Here is a 20,721-nt window from a genome sequence, read left to right as displayed (position 1 = left end):
GCCCCCCGCCGCCCAAGCCGCCGAGCTTCTCCCAGCAGATCAACTGGAAGTGGGTGCGGCGCTCGCTGTACCTGTGCGTGGTGCTGCTGGTCGTGCTGCCGATCGTCACCTTCGGGATGGCCTACCTGATCGTCAAGGTGCCCCAGCCGAACGATCTTCGCACCAACCAGGTGTCGACGATCCTGGCCAGTGACGGCTCCGAGCTGGCAAAAATCGTTCCGCCGGAAGGCAACCGGGTCGACGTCAACATCGACCAGGTTCCGGTGCAGGTGCGCAACGCGGTGATGGCCGCCGAAGACCGTGATTTCTATACCAATCCGGGTTTCTCGTTCTCGGGTTTCGCCAGGGCTATCAAGAACAACCTCGTCGGCGGTGACCTGCAGGGTGGGTCGACGATCACCCAGCAGTACGTCAAGAACGCGCTGGTTGGTGATGCCCGCTCCGGCGTCGGTGGCCTGGTGCGCAAGGCCAAGGAACTCGTGATCTCCACGAAGATGTCTCGTGAGTGGTCCAAAGACGAAGTGCTGCAGGCCTATCTGAACATCATCTACTTCGGTCGCGGTGCGTACGGCATCTCGGCGGCGTCCAAGGCGTACTTCGACAAGCCGGTCGAACAGCTGACCGTCGCCGAGGGCGCGCTGCTGGCGGCGCTGATCCAGCGGCCGTCGACACTGGACCCGGCGATCGATCCCGACGGCGCGGCCAGCCGGTGGAACTGGGTGCTCGACGGCATGGTGTCGATGGGGGCGCTGTCCAAAGAAGAACGTGCCCAACAGGTTTTCCCGCCGACGGTGCCGCCGGAAGAGGCTCGCTCGGCCAACGTCACCACCGGGCCCAACGGGCTGATCGAACGCCAGGTCACCAAGGAACTGCTCGATCTGTTCAACATCGACGAGCAGACGTTGAACACCCAGGGCCTGCAGATCACCACCACGATCGACCCGCAGGCGCAGCAGGCTGCGGAGAACGCGGTGTCGAAGTATCTGGACGGCCAGATGCCGGACATGCGCTCTGCAGTGGTGTCCATCGACCCGCGCACCGGCGGGGTGAAGGCGTACTACGGCGGTTCGGACGCCCAGGGATTCGACTTCGCCCAGGCCGGCTTGCCCACCGGCTCGTCGTTCAAGGTGTTCGCGTTGGTCGCCGCCCTGGAGCAGGGGATGGGGCTGGGCTACCAGGTGGACAGCTCGCCGGTCACCCTCAACGGGATCACGATCACCAACGTCGAAGGTGAGGGCTGTGGTGTCTGCAATATCGCCGAGGCGCTCAAGCGATCGCTGAACACCTCCTACTACCGGTTGATGCTCAAGCTCAAGAACGGCCCGGCCGATGTGGCCGACGCCGCGCACCGAGCCGGCATCGCCGAAAGCTTCCCGGGTGTCGATCACACGCTGTCCGAGGATGGCAAGGGCGGCCCGCCCAACAACGGTGTCGTGCTGGGCCAGTACCAGACCCGGGTGCTCGATATGGCCTCGGCGTACGCGACGCTGGCCAACTCCGGCGTCTACCACAAGCCGCATTTCGTGCAGAAGGTCGTCAACGCGCGCGGCGAGGTGCTCTTCGACGCCGGCACCGCCGACAACAGCGGCGAGCAGCGCATCCCGAAGGCGGTCGCCGACAACGTCACCGCGGCCATGCAGCCGATCGCGGGCTGGTCCAACGGGCACAACCTGGCCGGCGGTCGCCCCTCGGCGGCCAAGACCGGAACCAACCAGCTCGGCGACACCGGCGACAACCGCGACGCGTGGATGGTCGGCTACACCCCGTCGTTGTCGACGGCGGTGTGGGTGGGTACGACCGACGGCACTCAGCCGCTGGTCACCAAATCCGGTGGGTCGGTGTACGGCTCGGGTATCCCGTCGGACATCTGGAAAGCGACCATGGACGGGGCGCTGAAGGGCACCGACAACGAGTCGTTCCCCAAGCCCACCGAGATCGGCGGGTACGCCGGTGTCCCGGCGCCGCCGCCACCACCGCCGCCGTCGACGACGGAGACGGTGATCCAGCCCAGTATCGAAGTCGCCCCGGGCATCACGATTCCGCTCGGGCCGCCGACGACCGTCACGGTGCCGATCGGACCGCCCCCGCCGCCGGGTGCGCCCGGTGCGCCGGTCGTGCCGGGTGCCCCGGAGCCGCCGGTAGGCGGCGGTGACCCGAACGCGCCGCTTCCGCCTCCGCCGCCGTGATCGAGGGCGGGGGCCAGGCAGAGGACCACTTGACCGGCGGTGTGTCGGTGGGCTCCGGCCGTGACACGGTGTCACCGCAACCGCTTGCCGGCGACCTGCGCAGCGCTGACGACCGCGACATGCCCAGCCGCACCGACCCGTTGGGGTCCGCCCTGTCGGAGGTGGTCGGTGGCCCGGTGGGCCGCCACGCGCTGATCGGCCGCACGCGGATCTTCACCCCGCTGCGGGTGATGTTCCTGATGGCGCTGGTCGTGCTGGCGCTGGGCTGGTCCACCAAGGCGCCGTGCCTGCAGACCGTGGGCAGCGGCCCGCCGGATCAACGGGTGGCGAACTGGCAGAACCAGCGCGCCTATTTCGAGCTGTGCTATTCCGACACCGTGCCGCTCTACGGCGCGGAGTTGTTGAGCCAGGGGCGCTTTCCGTACAAGTCGAGCTGGATCGAGACGGACTCCAGTGGCCGGCCGCAGACCCGTTACGACGGCCGGCCGGCCATTCGGTACATGGAGTATCCGGTGTTGACCGGGGTGTACCAGTACGTGTCGATGGCGCTGGCCAAGACGTACACCACGGTGGCGAAGATGGTGTCGCTGCCGGTAATCGCCGAGGTGGTGATGTTCTTCAACATCGCCGCGTTCGGTCTGGCACTGGCCTGGCTGACCACCGTGTGGGCGTCGTCGTGGCTGGCGGGCCGTCGGGTGTGGGACGCCGCACTGGTGGCCGCTTCGCCGGTGCTGGTGTTCCAGATCTTCACCAATTTCGACGCGCTGGCAACGGCTTTGGCGATCGGCGGTCTGCTGGCCTGGGCGCGGCGCAGGCCGGTGCTGGCCGGGATCCTGATCGGGCTCGGCGTGGCCGCCAAGCTGTATCCGGCGCTGTTGCTGCTGCCGCTGGTGGTGCTGGCGATCCGCAGCGACCGGATGCCCGAGGCGGCCAAGACGGTGGTCGCCGCGGTGGGGGCCTGGTTCGTGGTGAATCTGCCGGTGCTGGCCCTGTTTCCGCGCGGTTGGTCGGAATTCTTCCGGCTCAACTCCCGCCGCGGTGACGACATGGACTCGCTGTACAACGTGGTGAAGTCGTTCACCGGCTGGGACGGCTTCGATGCGAATCTCGGCTTCTGGGAGCCCCCGACGATCCTGAACACGGTCGTCGCGGTGCTGTTCCTGCTGTGTTGCGCGGCCATCGCCTACATCGCGCTGACCGCACCGCAGCGTCCCCGGGTGGCGCAGCTGGCGTTCTTGACGGTGGCGGCGTTCCTGTTGGTCAACAAGGTGTGGAGCCCGCAGTTCTCGCTGTGGCTGGTACCGCTGGCGGTGCTGGCGCTGCCGCACCGACGAATTCTGTTGGCGTGGATGACGATTGACATGCTGGTGTGGGTGCCCAGGATGTTCTACCTGTACGGGGAGGCTAACAAGGGCCTGCCCGAACAGTGGTTCACCGCCACGGTGCTGCTGCGCGACATCGCGGTGATCGGCTTGATGGTGTTGGTGGTGCGCCAGATCTACCGCCCTGAACTGGATCTGGTGCGCTTCAACGGCAGGGTCGACGATCCGGCCGGGGGAGTCTTCGACGGCGCCCCGGACGCGCCCCCGGCGTGGTTCCCACGGTGGCTGCGTCCGCGCGCGGCGGCTGCCGATCAGCCCGAACAACAAGAGGCAGCTGATGCAAGTCGCGATAGCACTGTTCCCGCGTAACACCGCACTGGACGCGATCGGTCCGTACGACGTGCTGCAGCGCGTCCCGTCGATCGACGTCGTCTTCGTCGGCCACCGACGCGGTGAGGTGCGCAGCGACAACGGGATGCTGGGGCTGACGTGTGACGCCACCTTCGAGGAGGTCACCCGCCCCGACGTCCTGGTGTTCCCCGGCGGGATCGGCACCCGCACCCTGGTCGAGGACGTCGCGGTGCTCGACTGGATCCGCGAGGTCCACCGGCATACCCGGTTCACCACGTCGGTGTGCACCGGCAGTCTGATGCTGGCCGCGGCCGGGGTGCTGACCGGGCTGACCGCCGCCACCCACTGGCGGGCCACCGACTTGTTGGAGTCGTTCGGCGCGATCTACACCCCGCAGCGCGTCGTCGAGCACCTGCCGCAGCGCATCATCACCGCGGCCGGGGTATCCAGCGGCATCGACATGGCGCTGCGGTTGGTCGAACTGCTGGTCTCCGCGGACGCCGCGCAGGCCAGCCAGCTGATGATCGAGTACGACCCGCAGCCGCCGTTCGACGCGGGCGCGCTCGGCAAAGCCTCGGATTCGACGGTCCAGCTGGCGCTGGAGTACTACGCCCAGCGGAGCTGATTTCGCTGATCAGCCTGTGCTCCGGTAGCCTGGGCAGGTTGCCGACGCAGGCGACCCTTCTGCTGCGGATCCACCGCGGCCGCTACGACCATAGGAGGTGATGAGGTTCCCATGCGTCCATACGAAATCATGGTCATCCTTGACCCCACTCTCGACGAGCGCACCGTTGCCCCGTCTCTGGAGACGTTCCTGAACGTCATCCGCAGTGACGGTGGAACGGTCGACAAGGTCGACATCTGGGGCCGGCGCCGGCTGGCGTACGAGATCGCCAAGCACGCCGAGGGCATCTACGCCGTCGTCGACGTGAAGGCCGAACCGGCCACCGTGTCCGAGCTCGACCGTCAGCTGAACCTGAACGAGTCGGTGCTGCGGACCAAGGTGATGCGGACCGACAAGCACTAGTCGCAGGACAAAGCCCGCCGCGCGTCAGAGCTGTTACGTAGGCTCGCGGTGAATCCACCCGCCTATGCCAGGAGGACCTTGTGGCCGGTGACACGACCATCACCGTCGTCGGAAATCTGACCGCCGACCCCGAACTGCGGTTCACCCCGTCCGGTGCGGCCGTCGCCAACTTCACGGTGGCGTCCACACCACGGATCTACGACCGCCAGAGCGGGGAGTGGAAAGACGGCGAAGCGCTGTTTTTGCGCTGCAACATCTGGCGTGAGGCGGCCGAGAACGTGGCCGAGAGCCTCACCCGGGGCTCGCGGGTCATCGTGACCGGCCGGCTCAAGCAGCGGTCCTTCGAAACCCGTGAGGGCGAGAAGCGCACGGTGATGGAGGTCGAGGTCGACGAGATCGGCCCCTCGCTGCGCTACGCCACCGCCAAGGTCAACAAGGCCTCGCGCAGTGGCGGCGGAGGCGGCGGCTTTGGCGGCGGCGGTGGCGGCGGGAACTCCCGCCCGGCTGCGGCCAGCGAGCCCGCGGAGGACCCGTGGGGCAGCGCCCCGGCGTCGGGTTCGTTCGCCGGCGGCGACGACGAACCGCCTTTCTGACACACACAACCTTTGCGCGCCACGGGCGCGCCACCCATAAGAACGAAAGTGATTGACCCATGGCCAAGACCAACAAGCGGCGTCCGGCACCGGAAAAGCCGGTCAAGACCCGCAAGTGCGTGTTCTGCTCGAAGAAGGGGCAGGACATCGACTACAAGGACACCCAGCTGCTGCGTACCTACATCAGCGAGCGCGGCAAGATCCGTGCCCGCCGGGTGACCGGTAACTGCGTGCAGCACCAGCGCGACATCGCGATCGCCGTCAAGAACGCGCGTGAGGTCGCCCTGCTGCCGTTCACGTCGGCGGCACGGTAGAGAACGGACATAACGACATGAAGCTGATCCTGACCGCTGAGGTCGACCATCTCGGCACCGCCGGAGACACCGTCGAGGTGAAGGACGGGTACGGCCGCAACTTCCTGCTGCCGCGCGGCCTGGCCATCGTGGCCTCGCGTGGTGCGCAGAAGCAGGCCGACGAGATCCGCCGGGCCCGCGAGACCAAGACCGTGCGCGACCGTGAGCACGCCGACGAGATCAAGGCCGCCATCGCGGCGCTCGGCCCGATTCAGTTGCCGGTGAAGTCCTCTGCGGAGGGCAAGCTGTTCGGTTCGGTGACCGCCACCGACATCGTCGCGGCGATCAAGAAGGCCGGCGGGCCCAACCTGGACAAGCGCACCGTGCAGCTGCCCAAGGCCCACATCAAGGCGACCGGTGCCCACACCGTCGCGGTGCATCTGCACCCCGAGGTGAACGTCGACATCGCGCTGGACGTCGTCGCACAAAATTAGCCATACGCGACAATTCCCCGGGTGGCGGCCCTTACCGGCTGCCCCCGGGGAATTGCTGTATTTCTGGCGAACTCTTTCCGGCGGGCTCCGCTCAGCTAATCTAACCAGCCGTTAACCTGGCGCATAATCTCCGGCAACACAACACGCCCGAGATCGCAACCGGGGCCGACACGCCGAGCAACTTGCCATCCACAACACACACCTGGGGCTACCCTGCGCTCAGCTGGGCAGATGACACGAAAATAGTCCGTAATCCACAGGTTCTCCCCAACGACTCAACACTAGTTTCCCCAGCTATCCACAAACCACTAACAGGTTGATGAACAGGCCCGGTTTGCGAGGGCCCCAGCAACGTCTAGCGTGAGCCGTCGGCGGTGCATCGTCACCGCCAGGGCGAGGACTTGTCGGGGGATTGCGGTACAACCTCCGGCAGAGGTATCGAACGTGCGTTCGGTGGATTCGATGAGGAGGTGGGGTCAGCCCGATGGCGGTCGTTGACGATCTCGGACAGCCCGGGATGGACAGTTCTCCACCTTCCGAGGATTTCGGTCGTCAGCCTCCCCAAGACCTGGCCGCTGAGCAGTCGGTGTTGGGCGGCATGCTGCTGTCCAAGGACGCCATCGCCGACGTGCTGGAGCGGCTGCGCCCGGGCGACTTCTACCGGCCCGCCCACCAGAACGTCTACGACGCGATCCTGGACCTCTACGGCCGCGGTGAGCCCGCCGACGCCGTCACCGTCGCCGCCGAGCTGGACCGCCGTGGGTTGCTGCGCCGGATCGGCGGGGCGCCGTATCTGCACACCCTGATCTCCACGGTGCCGACCGCGGCGAACGCGGGCTACTACGCGGGCATCGTGGCCGAGAAGTCGTTGTTGCGGCGGCTTGTGGAAGCCGGCACCCGGGTGGTGCAGTACGGCTACGCCGGCGCCGAGGGGGCTGACGTCAACGAGGTGGTGGACCGCGCGCAGTCGGAGATCTACGACGTCACCGAGCGGCGCACCGCGGAGGATTTCCTGCCGCTGGAAGATCTGCTGCAGCCGACGATGGACGAGATCGACGCGATCGCCTCGAACGGCGGCCTGTCCAAGGGCGTGCCGACCGGCTTCACCGAACTCGACGAGCTGACCAACGGCCTGCATCCGGGCCAGATGATCGTGGTCGCGGCCAGGCCCGGTATGGGGAAGGCGCTGGCGTTGGACACCCCGTTGCCGACGCCGACGGGCTGGACCACGATGGGTGAGGTTCAGGTCGGTGACTACCTGATCGACGCTGACGGTCGCCCCACCCGAGTAGTCGCGGCGACCGACGTGATGGTGGGCCGGCCGTGCTACGAGGTCGAATTCTCCGACGGCACAGTGATTGTCGCGGACGCCGAGCACCAGTGGCCGACGTCCCGCGGCATCTGCACCACCGTGACATTGAGGGCGGGCGCGGACGTGGTCACGGCGGCCGCGGCGCGGCAACTGGTCGGAGCCGGCGCTCCGGTTTCTGCCGCGTTCGGGGTGACCGATGTCAGGCCGATCGACAGCGTTCCGGTGCGCTGCGTGGAGGTCGACAACGACGACCATCTGTATCTCGCCAGCCGGGCGATGATCCCCACCCACAACTCGACTCTGGGACTGGACTTTTTGCGGTCCTGCTCGATCAAGCACCGGCTGCCGAGCATCGTGTTCTCTCTGGAAATGAGCAAGTCCGAGATCGTGATGCGGCTGTTGTCGGCCGAGGCGAAGATCAAGCTGGCCGACATGCGTTCGGGCCGGATGACCGACGACGACTGGACGCGGCTGGCGCGCCGGATGAGTGAGATCAGCGAAGCGCCGCTCTACATCGACGATTCACCGAACCTGACGATGATGGAGATCCGCGCGAAAGCCCGTCGGCTGCACCAGAAAGCGGGACTGCGGCTGATCGTGCTCGACTACCTGCAGCTGATGACCTCCGGCAAGAAGGTCGAGTCCCGCCAGCAGGAAGTCTCCGAGTTCTCCAGGCAGATCAAGCTTCTGGCGAAAGAGCTGGAAGTTCCCGTTGTGGCGATGAGCCAGCTGAACCGCGGGCCTGAGCAGCGCACCGACAAGAAGCCGATGCTGGCCGACCTGCGTGAGTCGGGCTCGATTGAGCAGGACGCCGACATGGTGATCCTGCTGCACCGGCCCGACGCCTTCGAGACCGACGATCCGCGCGGTGGTGAAGCCGACCTGATCATCGCCAAGCACCGCGCGGGACCGACCAGGACCGTGACGGTGGCCCACCAGCTGCACTTGTCGCGGTTCACGAACATGGCGCGGTAGCGTTCATCGTCGTCCGTGCTTCTCGCGGTTGAGGTCCACTTCTCAACCCACATGTCCACCCGATGTCCCATTGGACAGTTGGGTGAGAATCTGGGGGCAGACAGGAGGAGGAAGCATCGTCGCCGGGGTCGGATCCGAGCCGTCCACGTGCTTTAGAACGAGACAATGCCACCACTAGGCAGGCACGAAGAATATTCGGTTGTCTCCGGGTGGTCGTACCTGTGAGGCTTCCCGTGTGGAGATGCACGCCGGCCAATTGGCCGTCTCCGTTTCGACTGTGCGGGCGTTGATTGACGAGCAATTCCCCCAGTGGCGGGATGTTCCGTTGCAGAGGGTGTCGGCCAGCGGCACGGTGCACGAAATCTTTCGGCTCGGCGACGAGCTGGTGGCTCGATTCCGCCTCCAACTCGACGATGCCGAAGTCGTGTGGTCAGAAGTGCGCGCTGAGGCTGACGCTGCCTACGAACTGAGCGGCCGAACCCGGTTCGCCACTCCGCGACCGGTGGCGATCGGCGCGCCCGGAAGGGACTACCCGATGCCGTGGCTAGTCCAGACATGGCTTGAGGGCGCGGTAGCGATCGACAGTGATTGCAGTGAATCAGAGTGTCTGGCAGTAGATTTGGCAGAGTTCATCACCGGCGTACGTCAAATGGGTACTCGCGGACGCCGCTTTGGCGGGCGCGGCCGAGGCGGCGCTCTGGCCGACCATGACGAGTGGATTCAAGAGTGTCTGACCCGGAGCGTAGAGCTGCTGGATGTCGAATCCCTAGGCCGCATCTGGGAAGAGATGCGCGAGCTGTCCCGTGGAGATAGTCCTGACGTGATGACTCACGGCGATCTGCTGCCCGGGAATGTCCTTGTGCACCATGGCCGCCTCACCGGGGTACTTGACGTAGGCGGTCTCAGCCCTGCAGATCCCGCCTTGGATCTGGTCAGCGCTTGGCATCTTCTCGAACCTCGACCTCGGCAAGTCATGCGGGCAGCTCTGGGCGCCGACGATCAGGAATGGGCGCGGGGAAGGGCGTGGGCGTTTCAACAGGCAATGGGCGCCGTTTGGTATTACGTCGACACAAATCCGACCTTCAGCCATGTTGGCCGACGAACCCTGGCACGCATCACCGCCGATTCAGCCGGAGATACCTCGTGACCGGTGCACCCGGGGATGCGCGAACGGGATGGCGCGGATGTCGTTTCTCTGGAAGAGAGACACACCTCTTCTGGGACTGATGGCGAGGATCCAACGCGGCAGGATGGGTCTAATGGAATCGGTGACGGTGCCTGGCGGCGACGGAATGTCGCTTCACGTCGGGGTGGTAGGCGACGGACCAGACGTCGTGGTGCTCTCCGGCGGTCCCGGCTGTGTGAACTATCTGGAACACGACGCGTTGGCCCCAGAAGGCACACGAGCGTGGTTTCCCGAGCCACGGGGTGTCGGCCGGTCCGGTGGCGGCGCCCATGACCTCACACAAGCCGTTGACGATCTCGAAACAATCAGAGCGACTATGGGTGTCGACTCCTGGACGGTGCTCGGCCATTCGTTCGGATCGGACCTAGGGGTCCGCTACGCCTTGGATTACCCCGAGCGCGTGCACTCGGTCGTCGGCATCGCGGGACACGGGTTGCACAAGGATCGAACCTGGTCGCAGATCTACTCCGAGCACCGCCATGTCGAGGACAGCCTGGTCATCACCTGGGATGCCGCGGTGCACGAGTCACTCAATGCGTCGTTCATTGAGTGGATTCACCAACCAACGTTGTTCCGGCAGCTGGCCGACACTCCCGTTCGGATGAGCTTCGTGGCTGCAGGTGAGGACATTCGACCGGATTGGCCCCTCCGCCAGCTCGCCGCGCTGATTCCACGAGGACAGTTCCGCAGCGTCAGAGGTGTCCCGCATAACTTCTGGCACACCCACCCTGAGACATGGACGGCACTCGTCTCCGAGCTTTGCCGCGGCGAGGTGATCGTGCAAGCAGCCGACATCGATGAGCCAGGTGTAGCCGATGTGCTGGCGTTGGCCATCGGTGACGACCCGCAGAAGATCCGCGCGACCGTCGACCGATACCGAAATGACCCAGCTGTCACGCTGCTCCTCGCGACTGACCGCGGCATGCCCGTCGGAGCAGTTGGCTACACGCCGGGGGCGGCCGCAATCACCATTCTGCACATAGCGACAGTAAAGTCCGCGCGTCGAATGGGATTGGGACGTCGCCTTCTCGCGGAGGTACGCCGAGCCGCTCCCGCCGGCCTGCCGCTCGTTGCAGAGACCGACGCTGACGCAGTGGGCTTCTATGCCGCGACCGGCTTCACTGTCACACCGCTAGGCGAGAAGTATCCCGGCAGGCAGCGATTCCACGCCCATCTGGATCACCATTCCAGCTGAGTCCGGTGGTCCTGGTTCTCCGGAACCGGGTGGACTTGAACGCGAGAATTCCGGGTGTGGACATCGACGGAGAACGGCACTTCGACGCAGATCAATGACCCGCTACGAGACATGAAGTTCGAGAACCTACATCGGCAGGAACCTACCTGCGTTCACCCGTGACCGTGGATTTGGGCAGTCGGCCCGCGCGGGAGTGTCCGTGCATGGTGTCACCGACGGCAATGACGTCGAAGTCGAGGTTCAAGCGCAGTGGCTTGGTGATCGATTGTTTCCAGGTGACGCGCTCGCCCTCGTCGGTCTGCGTCACCCGAAGATCCTGCAGGGGAACAGTTTCAGCGGCGCCCGCGGCGACACCGGTGAGTACGCCGTCGATTTCGGTGAAGGTCATCTCGGCATGAATGCGGCCGATCGGGGTGCGCATGGTGAGCGCCCAAGTGCCGGTGATCGTGGTCACGGGAGTTTCCTTTTCTACGGTGGTCAGAACGGGTGTGGAGCGGGACCGTGATGGCGCCACACGGTGCCGCGACGCTCGTACTGGAAGAGCTGCTCGACGGCGTGGGCGATGCGCGGTCCGTACATCCGCTCCAGCAGGTATAGGGCAAGGTCGAGACCGGAGGTGACACCGCCGGCGGTGATGAGATCTCCGTCGTCGACCACTCGGGCGTCGATCACCGTGGTGCCGGTCGCCTCGAGCATCTCGTTGCCCAGGCGGTGCGTCACCGCGGTACGCCCTTCCAGCAGGCCCGCCATGGCCAACACCAGCGACCCACCGCATACGGTGGCCACCAGGGTGCGGTCAGCGTCGAGGGCTCTACGCATCAGGTCCGGTAGTTCGGTGGCGACGGTTCGGGCGATGAGCACCGGAATGGTGTCGACCTCGTCAGGGTCGCCCTCGATCGGCCCCGAGGCGCCGGGGACGATCACGACACCGGGCGCTTCGGGGTCGAGCACGTCAGTGGCCTCAAGTCGCAGGCCGCGGGTGCCGGTGGTGATGAACCCGGTCTGGGTGGCACCGACCAGGCGGACGTCGAGTGCGCCGTCGAGCGCATCCGAGCCCGCGCTGAGCACTTCAAACGGAGCGATGACGTCGAGCGGGTCGACACCGTCGAACAAGACGATCTGGGCTAACAACGCACTCCTCGGGTCAGGGCCAGGCTCACACGCTAGGCAGTGCCACCACCGCCCACCAGTGGCTGATCAGACCCTGAACGCAAGAAATCGGTCAGAACCTCTGCGACCATGGCTCTCGTGCACACCGTGGTGGTCCTGGCCCTCGACGGAGTTATCGCCTTCGATCTGGCGACCCCGCTGGAGGTGTTCGGACATGCCCGGGGGAGCAGCGGCGAGCAGCTCTACGACATTGCGGTCGCCGGCCCTAAGCGGCACGTCGGCGCGGGTGCGCTGGGGCTGTCGGTGCCCCATGGCCTCGTCCGGCTCGCACGGGCGGACACCATCGTCATCCCGGGCCGTGCGGCCGGAAGCCCACCCTTGCCGGAGCCTGTTGCGCGCGCCGTGCGCACGGCCGCTGAACGGGGGACGCGGATCGCATCGATCTGCGTGGGAGCCCTCGACCTGGCTGCCACGGGACTCCTCGACGGGCTACGGGCGACCACGCACTGGCGCGCGGCGGGCCTGCTTCGAGCCACCTATCCCCGCGTCGAGGTCTGCGCCGACGTGTTGTTCGTCGACAACGGGAAGGTGCTGACCTCGGCTGGAGCGTCAGCCGGAATCGACCTGTGCCTGCACATGATTGCCCGCGATCACGGCGGCGCCGTCGCCGCGGACGCCGCACGCATCGCGGTCATGCCGCTCACCCGCGAAGCCAACCAAGCTCAGTTCATCCGCGACGACGCCGTCGGCGACACCACCCTGTCCACCACCCTGGAGTGGATCGAGCACAACGCGCACCTGCCGATCAGTGTCGCCGATATCGCCGCCCATGCCATGGTCAGCCCACGCACCCTGCATCGGCGCTTCGTCGACGAGCTCGGCGTGTCACCCAGCACCTGGCTGGCCAAGGCGCGGGTCCGCGCGGCGCAACGACTCCTTGAGACCACCGACAACTCCGTCGACCGCATCGCCACGCAGTCAGGCCTGGGATCGGCAACCAACCTGCGTTCACGATTCAAGACCATCGTGGGCACCACTCCCACCCAGTACCGCCGAGCGCTCGGCTCGCGACCCCTACAACCAGCACCACAGATGGCCGATGCACCGCGGCGCTGAAAACCGGTCCGGAGGGAACCTGATGTGCCAGTGCGCAATTCGGCCCGACTACGCCTCTCCCAAACTAGGCCGGTAGTCAGCGGCCTCGGCCTCGGCAGCGAGCAATGCACTCAGCTCACCCTCCTGCTGGGCAACAAACACACCGATCACCTGTCGGCATACCTCGGGCACGCTCACCCCACGAACGTCCGCAATACGTTTCAGCCCGAGCAGCGTTGACGTAGACACGTGAAACTGCACAGCGAACTGACCGCACGAGCCATCCTCAGGCGTCGACCCCGGCCCCACCACCACAGGCTCGTCCACCCCGTACTCGTCGACCTGAGCACGGCGAGCCCGCTCGACAACCCCACCACTGTCGGCCGGGTCCGGGAATTCCTCGTGGCTGAACAAACCCATTGCACCACGCTAGACCCACGTCTACTGACGCGCTGATATGGCGTAGAGAAGTCACAGGCAGCACGGCGCGCCGCGGGGACGAGACGTGAATGTCACAGGCCGAGTTCAGACAAGCTCGGATGATCCGCTGGCCGTGGCGCATTCGTGTCCCAGAAGAACTTGCGTTGTCCTTCCTCGATCCGCACATCGTTGATGCTGGCGTGCCGGTGTGTCATCAGGCCGTGCTCGTTGTATAGCCAATTCTCGTTGCCGTAGGCGCGGAACCACTGACCTGAGTTGTCGTGGTACTCGTAGGCGAAGCGAACCGCAATGCGGTCTTCGCTGTGTGCCCACAGTTCCTTGATGAGGCGGTACTCGTGTTCACGGTCCCACTTGTCGCTCAAGAATTCGATGATCTGTGCACGGCCTGTCACGAACACCGAGCGGTTGCGCCAGACGCTGTCGGCCGAATAGCCCTGCGCTACGCGCTGGGGGTCGCGGCTATTCCAGGCGTCTTCAGCCAGCCGGGCCTTCAGTGCAGCTGTCTCGTCAGTGAACGGCGGAACTGGAGGTTTCACGTCGATTGCAGAAGTCGTGGTCATCGTCGTTGTCTTTCTGTCGGAGAGCGGATCGGTCGCTGAGGCCGGCGTCGAAGCCCCGGACCTATGTAGACAGAGCTGTCTACATAGACGACACGGTAGTGCATGTAGACAGAGCTGTCCACATGGGGCAGTCCACGAGTGGACAGAGTTGTCTACGATGATGGTGTGAGCATCGCCCAGACTCTGGATCCGCAGATCGACGTGCCGAACCTCCCGGCCCGGGAACGGATACTGGCCACCGCGTACCGGCTCTTCTATCGCGAGGGAATTCGCGCCACGGGCGTCGACAAGGTGATAGCCGAAGCCGGTGTCACCAAGGTGACGTTCTATCGTCACTTTCCCAGTAAAGACGCGCTCATTCTGGCGTTCTTGGACTTGCGGCACCGGCGCTGGATGGACTGGTTCGTCGACGCGCTCGATCGCCATGCTGCGGGCAATCGCCGCCGGCCGGCGGTGGTATCGGCGATCGAAGAATGGCTGACCTCGGACTCGTTTCGCGGATGCGCGTTCATCAACAGCGTCAACGAGATTGGCGCTGATCTGCCTGTCGTCCACGACATCACGGCGAGGCATAAGGCGGATATGGTCGCGGCCATCAAGGCGACACTTCCGCCCGGTGCGGGCCGCACACGTACGGCACAAGCGCTCGGCCTGGCGATCGACGGCGCCATCGTGCAAGCGCAGTATCAGCGCGATGCCGTATCCGCGGTGAAAGCACTCGCCACGATCGCGTCAACGCTGCTGCCGGCGAATGATTAACGAATCGGTTTGATCAGTCCACGTAACGATGCCGGCGGCGAGTACCGACCGGTCGTCAGCTGGGCATCGTTCCGAAATGAAGTGTGAGGAGCCACACCCAGGCCTTCACTTCAATGGCTCAGGCGTGAAGGTGACGTCGACACCGCCCACGGTCATCGTCACCTGACCCTCCATCACCATCACCTGCGCCGAGACCCGTCGATCGACACTCTGGGCCAGTTGCTGCACCGGTGCGTGCGGTATCTGGACCACCGACAGGTTGGCCAGCCCCGCCACCTTGGGTCCCACAGTGCGCCACCAGGTGGCCGTGCCGGAGGCGAACGGGAACAGCAGCACCTGGTCGGCCTGGCTGGCTGCCTTACCCAAGGCGCGTTCATCGGGCTGGCCGACGTTTATCCACTCCAGGATCCGGCCCGTGTAGTCGGCGAGCCGCAAGTCCGGTACGCCAGGGGTGGACAAGCCCGCCCCAAACGCCAACTCGCCGTCGACGTCACCGAGACGGTGCGCGCGCAGCCCAAACGCCAACAACCGCACCACCATCCGCTCGTCGGTCTCACTGGGATGGCGGGCCATGGTCAACGGGTGGTCGGCGTAGTAACCGTGATCGACATCGGAGACGCCAAGCTCGACTTTGAACACTGTTGCAGAAAGGGCCACGCCATAGTGTCCACCCTGGTGGAGCTGCCCAGTTAGTCAGGCCCTGTCGAGTGGTCGAAACTCATGCCGCGAAGTTCGCTCGCTACGCGGGGAAATCCACACCACGAGAGAGCGGTTCGTTCGCCCGGATGTCTGCCAACGCCCCTTCTAGTGTGTCGGTCACGGCATCAAAACCACTATTGCCCAGGACCAGCCGGCGGGGCGGCGGATCTTGAGCCATCGCCGCGATCACCGCACGGGCACCGCGGCTCGGATCGCCGGGCTGCACCCCGTCCATCGCGACGAAGGCGGCGCGGACCCGCTCCAGCATCTCGTGATAGTCCGGAATCGCCTCCGCTACCGGCTCGTTCGCGAAGCCGGCGTAGGCATTCGTGCGGAATGCTCCCGGCTCGACAGACAACACGGAGATGCCCTGACCGGCGACCTCGTCGCGCAGTGCATCGGTGACGGCTTCGATGGCGAACTTCGTCGCACTGTAGTAGCCGAATCCGGGCGCCGACACGAGCCCGGCCACCGAGGACACGTTGACGATCCACCCGTTTCCGCGGGCCCGCATGCCCGGCAACACCGCGCGCGTCACCGACAGCACCGCGAAGAAGTTCAGTTCGAACATCGCCCGCAGCGAGGACTCGTCCATCCCCTCGATCGATCCGTACCAGCCACGGCCGGCATTGTTGACCAGCACGTCGATGCCGCCGAAGCGCTCCTCGGCCGTATGCACCGCACGATGCACCTGGGCGGAGTCGGTGAGTTCGAGCGGCACGACGAGAACGCGGTCCCCGTACTGCTCGGCCCACGCCGCCAGCTCGTGCGGGCGCCGGGAGGTGAGCGTCACGCGGTCACCCGTCTCCAGCGCCGCCTCGGCGAACGCCACCCCGAAGCCGCCGGGCGTGCCGCCGGTGATAAACCAGCTCCTGCTCATGGCTCGATCACCAACCGGCTGATCAGCGCGCCGTCGAGCGTGAAGCGGTAGTGCAGGTCGGCGACCCCGCCCGGGAAGTCGCCTTCCAGGTGCTGCCCGACGTCGACGCCGGCGGCGGTCGTCGTCGCGCCGGTGAACTCGGTGGTGTAGGTGTATTCGCTGCCCGCGGTCGCGATCCAGGATCCGATGTCGTCATGGCCGGTGTAGTCGTGGCCTTCGTCGGTCACGGTGGCACCCGCGGTGAGTGTGGCCAGCGCTTGATCCACCGCACGGCCGTCGAGGGCGGTCATGAACGTCTTGATGGTGTCCGGGAGTGCATCCCATTCTGTGGTCATGACGCCAGGGTGGGGCTTCCCCCAAGGGGAAAGTCAACCTCACGCCGCACTGTTGACCTTGCCCTAGGGGGAGACTGCAGGATGGCGTCACCCCTGACGCAGGCGGCGGAAAGCAGAGGAGGACGCCATGGGCGCACGAGTCTCGATCGGCGACTTCGCCGTGATGACCAGCCTGAGCCGCAAGGCGCTCCGGCACTACCACGACATCGGCATCCTCGAACCGGCTCACGTCGACTCCCACACCGGTTACCGCTTCTACGACACCAGCCAGGTCGATCATGCGCACATCATTCGCCGGTTCCGATCCCTCGGCATGTCCATTCCCGACATCAAGGCGCTACTGAGCACAGACGACGCCGCGGCCCGCACCGAGATCATCACGACTCATCTCGAACAGATGGAGGTGCAGCTGCAACAAACGCGTGACACCGTTGGCGCCCTGCGCGAGCTACTTTCCCCTGTGCGCACCCCCGCCCACGTGGAAGTGCGCCAAGAGCCGGCGCTCGCCGTCTGGTCCATCGGCGCCACCATCGAGGTTGCCGAGATTGACGACTGGTTCGGGGCGACCCTGGGTCAACTGCTGGACGCCGCTGCCACCGCAGGAGCCGCTCCGCCGGCGGTCGTCGGGGGTCTTTACGAAAGATCGGTATTCCTCGAATCACAGGGCAAAGCAACCCTATTCGTGCCTGCGCCGGCACTCGCGGACCCGCCGGAGGGCGTCCGCGCCGAGGTCCTACCCAAGGCCGGATACGCCGTGCTCACGCACCTCGGCGGTCACGATGAGGGCATCGACCGCAGTTACGGCGCCCTGGGCATATACGCGAACGAGCATCTGATCAGCGACCAAGGGCCGATCCGCGAACATTACCTCGGCGGCACGCCGTCGGATCCAACAGCGTTCACCGCCACAGAAATCTGTTGGCCGATCTTCAGCACCACTGCACCGCCAGAATGACAGCAGCCCTCGGATGGGCTGTGGTCGACGTCTTCCGCGGGATGTGGACGAGCCGTCGCAAACATGTCGGAGGGTGCGCGCATGCTGGCTGCATCCACAACGAAAGGGGCCGCGATGTGCTGGAAATGCGACAACCCGGACGGCACCGCAGAGGAGTACCTGGACCACCTGCGCGCGACAATTCAGGACCACGGCTGGGCTGTTCAATACGTCGAGAGTGACAAGCGACCGTTGGCGTACACGGTTGGGCTGCACAGCCGCGGTCTTCCAGAACTGTTGATGACCGGGCTGTCCGCCGACGTCTCCTGCCGAGTGCTCAACTCGATCGCACACATGATCGTCGACGACGGCGTCGAGCTCGCACCGGCCATGCACATCGACTTCGAAGACCGGTTTCTCATCGAGGTGGCCCAGGTGGAGCACCCGGACGTCCATATGAGATTCGCCGTCGAGCTCTTCGGTCGCAATTTCCCTGCATTGCAATTGGTGTGGGCTGACGAACGGGGACGATTCCCGTGGGCCCCGGGGTGGGGCCATGGACGTCGTCGGCAACCCGTCCTGGGACGACGTGCCGAGTGGCCGAACTCAGCCGCCTGAACCACTGGCTCACAACCACGAATGCGGACCGGGACTGAAGAGGGTCGGGCTTTGGCCGGCCGTGACAGGATGCTTCAGCGTGACACGTCCCAACTTCCTGGTCATCGTGGCCGACGACCTCGGGTTCTCCGACATCGGCGCCTTCGGCGGCGAAATCAACACCCCCAACCTGGATCGCCTGGCCCACGCGGGCATCAGGCTGACCGATTTCCATTCCGCCCCGGCCTGCTCGCCGACGCGGGCGATGCTGCTGACCGGAACCGATCACCACGTCGCCGGGATCGGCACCATGCTCGAGATGGCCGCCCCGGAATTCCACGGCGCACCCGGCTACGAGGGATATCTGAACGACCGAGTCGTGGCGCTGCCGGAACTGCTGCGCGACGCCGGCTACCAGACGCTCATGGCGGGCAAGTGGCATCTGGGCAACACGATCGAGAGGTCCCCGTGGGCACGGGGATTCGACCGCTCCTTTGCCCTGCTGCCGGCCGGCGCCAGCCACTACGGCACCCGCGGGGGCGGCGGGCTCTCTCCCGTGCCGACGATGTTCACCGAAGACGATCAGTTCGTCACGGTAGGGGAGGATTTCTACTCCTCGGACACCTACACCGACACGCTGCTGCGGTATCTGCGCGAACGTCCCCAGGGCGCCGAGGACCAGCCCTTCTTCGCCTACCTGCCCTTCCAGGCGCCGCACTGGCCGCTGCACGCGCCGCAGGACACCATCGCCACCTACCACGGCCGCTACGACGACGGACCCGACGCACTGCGCGAGCAACGGCTGGCGGCACTCATCCGACTCGGCCTGTGCCCACCCGACGTCGAGCCGCACCCGGTGGTCGCCGACGGTGCCCCCGAATGGGCGGACATGACCGACGAGCAGCGCGCCGTCTCCGCCCGCAAAATGGAGGTCTACGCCGCCATGGTCGACAATATGGACGCGAACATCGGCCGGGTGATCGACTACCTCGAGAGCACCGGCGAGCTCGACAACACCGTCGTGATCTTTCTGTCGGACAACGGCGCCGAGGGGACGATCGTCGAGGCCATGCCCCTGCGCGGCCCCGAAATCGAAGCATTCGTCGCCAAACACTGCGACAACAGCGTGGACAACCTCGGTGCCCCCACCTCCTGGGCCTGGTACGGCCCGCGCTGGGCGCAGGCCGCCACCGCGCCGTCGCGGCTGCACAAAGCCTTCACGACCGAGGGCGGGATCCGGGTGGTCGGCTTCGTCACCTGGCCGGGCTTTGACCGGCAGGGGGAGATCGGCACGGCGTTGACCACTGTCATGGACATCGCCCCGACCGTGCTGGAGCTGGCCGGCGCCACGCATCCCGGCACCGAGTACCGGGGTAGGGAAATCGAGCCGATGCGCGGCCGATCGATGGTGCCCTACCTGTCCGGACAGGCCGACGCGGTGCACGATGCCGACACCGGCACCGGTTGGGAGTTGTTCGGTCGCAGGGCTATTCGCCAGGGTGAGTGGAAGGCGCTGCACCTGCCCGAGCCCTACGGCCCGGGCAGCTGGCAGCTCTATGACCTCTCCCGCGATCCCGGCGAGGTTCACGACCTGGCCGCCGCCCGTCCCGACAAGCTGGCCGACTTGCTCGAGCTGTGGGACCGCTACGTCGAGGAGAATGGCGTGATCCTCGGGCCCGTGTCGCTCTTCGACGTCGACTTCGAGACGCACTGACCGAGCCCCGTGGTGCGCTCCAGCCCGAACCTACAGTGGAGGAATGCGGACTATCCAACGTCGGTGGCGGGCGCGGACAACTCTGGCGACCACGTGCGTGGCGGCCCTGATCCTCACGGGCATGAGCTCCGGGTGGATCGCTCGAGCCGACGAAGCAGTCCTCGTCAACCTCGGTGATCCCGCCGCGGTAGCCACCTGGACAACGGTCAACGATCCCGTCATGGGCGGCCGCTCGACCTCGGCGGTCACCTTCGGTGACGGTGGCCTGGTCTTCTCGGGCACCATCTCGCTGGACAACAACGGCGGATTCGCCTCGGCCCGCGGTCCGGTCGATCCCGCGATCGGGCGCCTGGCAGCGGGCGCGACAGCGCTGGGAATCAGAGCGCTGGGAGACGGCAAGACCTACGTGTTGAAGGTGGACACGGGGCAGCCCTGGTCCTACATCCAGCGCTTCCCCACCGAAGCCGGTGTCCTACGGACCTACACCCTGCCTGTCGGCGGCTTCGAGTCGGTGGGCAGGTTCCTCGACCCGGTACCCGGCGCGCCGCCGCTGGACCCCTCGGCCATCAACCGGGTCTCGATCTTCATCCTCGACAAACAAGCAGGCCCGTTCCGACTCGGTGTCCGTGCCATCGACACATCAAGCTGAGGGTGCGCGTCCGC

At 65.9% G+C, this 20,721-nt stretch carries 23 protein-coding genes; 16 read left to right on the top strand and 7 right to left on the bottom strand.

Translation table 11 applies throughout. From position 1 onward, the window contains the following. The 10 genes from MSZK_RS30750 to MSZK_RS30705 all read left to right on the top strand — a co-directional run. Positions 1-2,186: transglycosylase domain-containing protein (locus MSZK_RS30750; protein ID WP_099252302.1), on the top strand; the 2,186-nt coding region annotated here is incomplete at its 5' end. Positions 2,187-2,215: 29 nt separating this feature from the next. After that, a complete protein-coding gene (locus tag MSZK_RS30745) occupies positions 2,216-3,877 on the top strand; it encodes a glycosyltransferase family 87 protein (protein WP_371411423.1) in 1,662 nt (553 codons plus the stop codon). Then, positions 3,846-4,484: a DJ-1/PfpI family protein gene (locus MSZK_RS30740; protein ID WP_099252292.1), complete on the top strand. Its 639-nt coding sequence runs from the start codon at positions 3,846-3,848 to the stop codon at positions 4,482-4,484. The genes MSZK_RS30745 and MSZK_RS30740 overlap by 32 nt, the downstream gene beginning before the upstream one ends. 111 nt (positions 4,485-4,595) lie before the next feature. After that, positions 4,596-4,886, top strand: coding sequence for a 30S ribosomal protein S6 (gene rpsF / locus MSZK_RS30735; protein WP_099252291.1), 291 nt, complete (start codon positions 4,596-4,598; stop codon positions 4,884-4,886). Between the two features lie 80 nt (positions 4,887-4,966). After that, the gene (locus MSZK_RS30730; RefSeq protein ID WP_099252290.1) at positions 4,967-5,479 is read left to right on the top strand and encodes a single-stranded DNA-binding protein; all 513 of its coding nucleotides are present in this window, start codon (positions 4,967-4,969) and stop codon (positions 5,477-5,479) included. 59 nt (positions 5,480-5,538) lie between these two features. Beyond that, entirely contained in the window at positions 5,539-5,793 is a 255-nt protein-coding gene (gene rpsR / locus MSZK_RS30725; RefSeq protein ID WP_005142196.1) for a 30S ribosomal protein S18, read from the top strand. A 17-nt stretch (positions 5,794-5,810) separates the two neighbouring features. After that, positions 5,811-6,266: a 50S ribosomal protein L9 gene (gene rplI / locus MSZK_RS30720; protein WP_099252289.1), complete on the top strand. Its 456-nt coding sequence runs from the start codon at positions 5,811-5,813 to the stop codon at positions 6,264-6,266. Positions 6,267-6,750: 484 nt separating this feature from the next. Further along, positions 6,751-8,553 (top strand): replicative DNA helicase, encoded by a 1,803-nt coding sequence (gene dnaB, locus MSZK_RS30715; RefSeq protein ID WP_099252288.1) that lies wholly within the window; start codon positions 6,751-6,753, stop codon positions 8,551-8,553. Positions 8,554-8,794: 241 nt separating this feature from the next. Next, positions 8,795-9,700, top strand: a complete 906-nt coding sequence (locus tag MSZK_RS30710; protein WP_099252300.1) for an aminoglycoside phosphotransferase family protein — start codon at positions 8,795-8,797, stop codon at positions 9,698-9,700. 28 nt (positions 9,701-9,728) lie between these two features. Continuing rightward, on the top strand, positions 9,729-10,934 hold the full coding sequence (locus MSZK_RS30705) for an alpha/beta fold hydrolase (protein ID WP_142390038.1): 1,206 nt from the start codon (positions 9,729-9,731) through the stop codon (positions 10,932-10,934). Between the two features lie 142 nt (positions 10,935-11,076). Here the strand turns inward: MSZK_RS30705 and MSZK_RS30700 are convergent, their stop codons facing one another. Further along, entirely contained in the window at positions 11,077-11,388 is a 312-nt protein-coding gene (locus MSZK_RS30700) for a hypothetical protein (RefSeq protein ID WP_304528968.1), read from the bottom strand. Between the two features lie 23 nt (positions 11,389-11,411). Continuing rightward, positions 11,412-12,065 (bottom strand): DJ-1/PfpI family protein, encoded by a 654-nt coding sequence (locus MSZK_RS30695; protein ID WP_099252286.1) that lies wholly within the window; start codon positions 12,063-12,065, stop codon positions 11,412-11,414. A gap of 117 nt (positions 12,066-12,182) precedes the next feature. Here MSZK_RS30695 and MSZK_RS30690 point away from each other — a divergent pair, with 117 nt between their 5' ends. Beyond that, positions 12,183-13,160: a GlxA family transcriptional regulator gene (locus tag MSZK_RS30690; protein WP_099252298.1), complete on the top strand. Its 978-nt coding sequence runs from the start codon at positions 12,183-12,185 to the stop codon at positions 13,158-13,160. Positions 13,161-13,208: 48 nt separating this feature from the next. On the opposite strand, the gene MSZK_RS30685 is transcribed toward MSZK_RS30690, so the two are convergent. Continuing rightward, on the bottom strand, positions 13,209-13,559 hold the full coding sequence (locus MSZK_RS30685) for a hypothetical protein (protein ID WP_099252285.1): 351 nt from the start codon (positions 13,557-13,559) through the stop codon (positions 13,209-13,211). 92 nt (positions 13,560-13,651) lie between these two features. Continuing rightward, complete coding sequence (locus tag MSZK_RS30680) at positions 13,652-14,140, bottom strand: nuclear transport factor 2 family protein (RefSeq protein WP_199203553.1); 489 nt, start codon at positions 14,138-14,140, stop codon at positions 13,652-13,654. A gap of 165 nt (positions 14,141-14,305) precedes the next feature. Here MSZK_RS30680 and MSZK_RS30675 point away from each other — a divergent pair, with 165 nt between their 5' ends. Beyond that, positions 14,306-14,899 (top strand): TetR/AcrR family transcriptional regulator, encoded by a 594-nt coding sequence (locus MSZK_RS30675; RefSeq protein ID WP_099252284.1) that lies wholly within the window; start codon positions 14,306-14,308, stop codon positions 14,897-14,899. A gap of 105 nt (positions 14,900-15,004) precedes the next feature. Here MSZK_RS30675 and MSZK_RS30670 read toward each other — a convergent pair whose 3' ends face one another. The 3 genes from MSZK_RS30670 to MSZK_RS30660 all read right to left on the bottom strand — a co-directional run bounded on the left by MSZK_RS30670 (position 15,005) and on the right by MSZK_RS30660 (position 16,813). After that, positions 15,005-15,556 carry a YaeQ family protein gene (locus tag MSZK_RS30670; protein ID WP_099252283.1) on the bottom strand — a complete coding sequence of 184 codons (552 nt, stop codon included), beginning with the start codon at positions 15,554-15,556 and terminating at the stop codon, positions 15,005-15,007. Between the two features lie 82 nt (positions 15,557-15,638). Continuing rightward, positions 15,639-16,478: an SDR family NAD(P)-dependent oxidoreductase gene (locus MSZK_RS30665; protein WP_099252282.1), complete on the bottom strand. Its 840-nt coding sequence runs from the start codon at positions 16,476-16,478 to the stop codon at positions 15,639-15,641. Continuing rightward, the gene (locus MSZK_RS30660; protein ID WP_099252281.1) at positions 16,475-16,813 is read right to left on the bottom strand and encodes a hypothetical protein; all 339 of its coding nucleotides are present in this window, start codon (positions 16,811-16,813) and stop codon (positions 16,475-16,477) included. Before MSZK_RS30660 ends, MSZK_RS30665 begins: the two co-directional genes overlap by 4 nt. A gap of 127 nt (positions 16,814-16,940) precedes the next feature. Here MSZK_RS30660 and MSZK_RS30655 point away from each other — a divergent pair, with 127 nt between their 5' ends. The 4 genes from MSZK_RS30655 to MSZK_RS30640 all read left to right on the top strand — a co-directional run bounded on the left by MSZK_RS30655 (position 16,941) and on the right by MSZK_RS30640 (position 20,707). Then, positions 16,941-17,768 carry a MerR family transcriptional regulator gene (locus MSZK_RS30655; protein WP_099252280.1) on the top strand — a complete coding sequence of 276 codons (828 nt, stop codon included), beginning with the start codon at positions 16,941-16,943 and terminating at the stop codon, positions 17,766-17,768. Positions 17,769-17,849: 81 nt separating this feature from the next. Then, positions 17,850-18,365: a DUF4262 domain-containing protein gene (locus MSZK_RS30650; RefSeq protein WP_099252296.1), complete on the top strand. Its 516-nt coding sequence runs from the start codon at positions 17,850-17,852 to the stop codon at positions 18,363-18,365. A gap of 79 nt (positions 18,366-18,444) precedes the next feature. After that, entirely contained in the window at positions 18,445-20,058 is a 1,614-nt protein-coding gene (locus MSZK_RS30645) for an arylsulfatase (protein ID WP_233211608.1), read from the top strand. Between the two features lie 121 nt (positions 20,059-20,179). After that, positions 20,180-20,707, top strand: a complete 528-nt coding sequence (locus MSZK_RS30640; RefSeq protein WP_099252295.1) for a CIA30 family protein — start codon at positions 20,180-20,182, stop codon at positions 20,705-20,707. The last annotated feature ends 14 nt before the right edge of the window (positions 20,708-20,721 follow it).

The organism is Mycobacterium sp. shizuoka-1 (assembly GCF_002723835.1).
GTDB lineage: Bacteria > Actinomycetota > Actinomycetes > Mycobacteriales > Mycobacteriaceae > Mycobacterium.
Note: the sequence above shows the minus strand (reverse complement) of the source record. Positions and strands in the feature narration are given on the sequence as shown.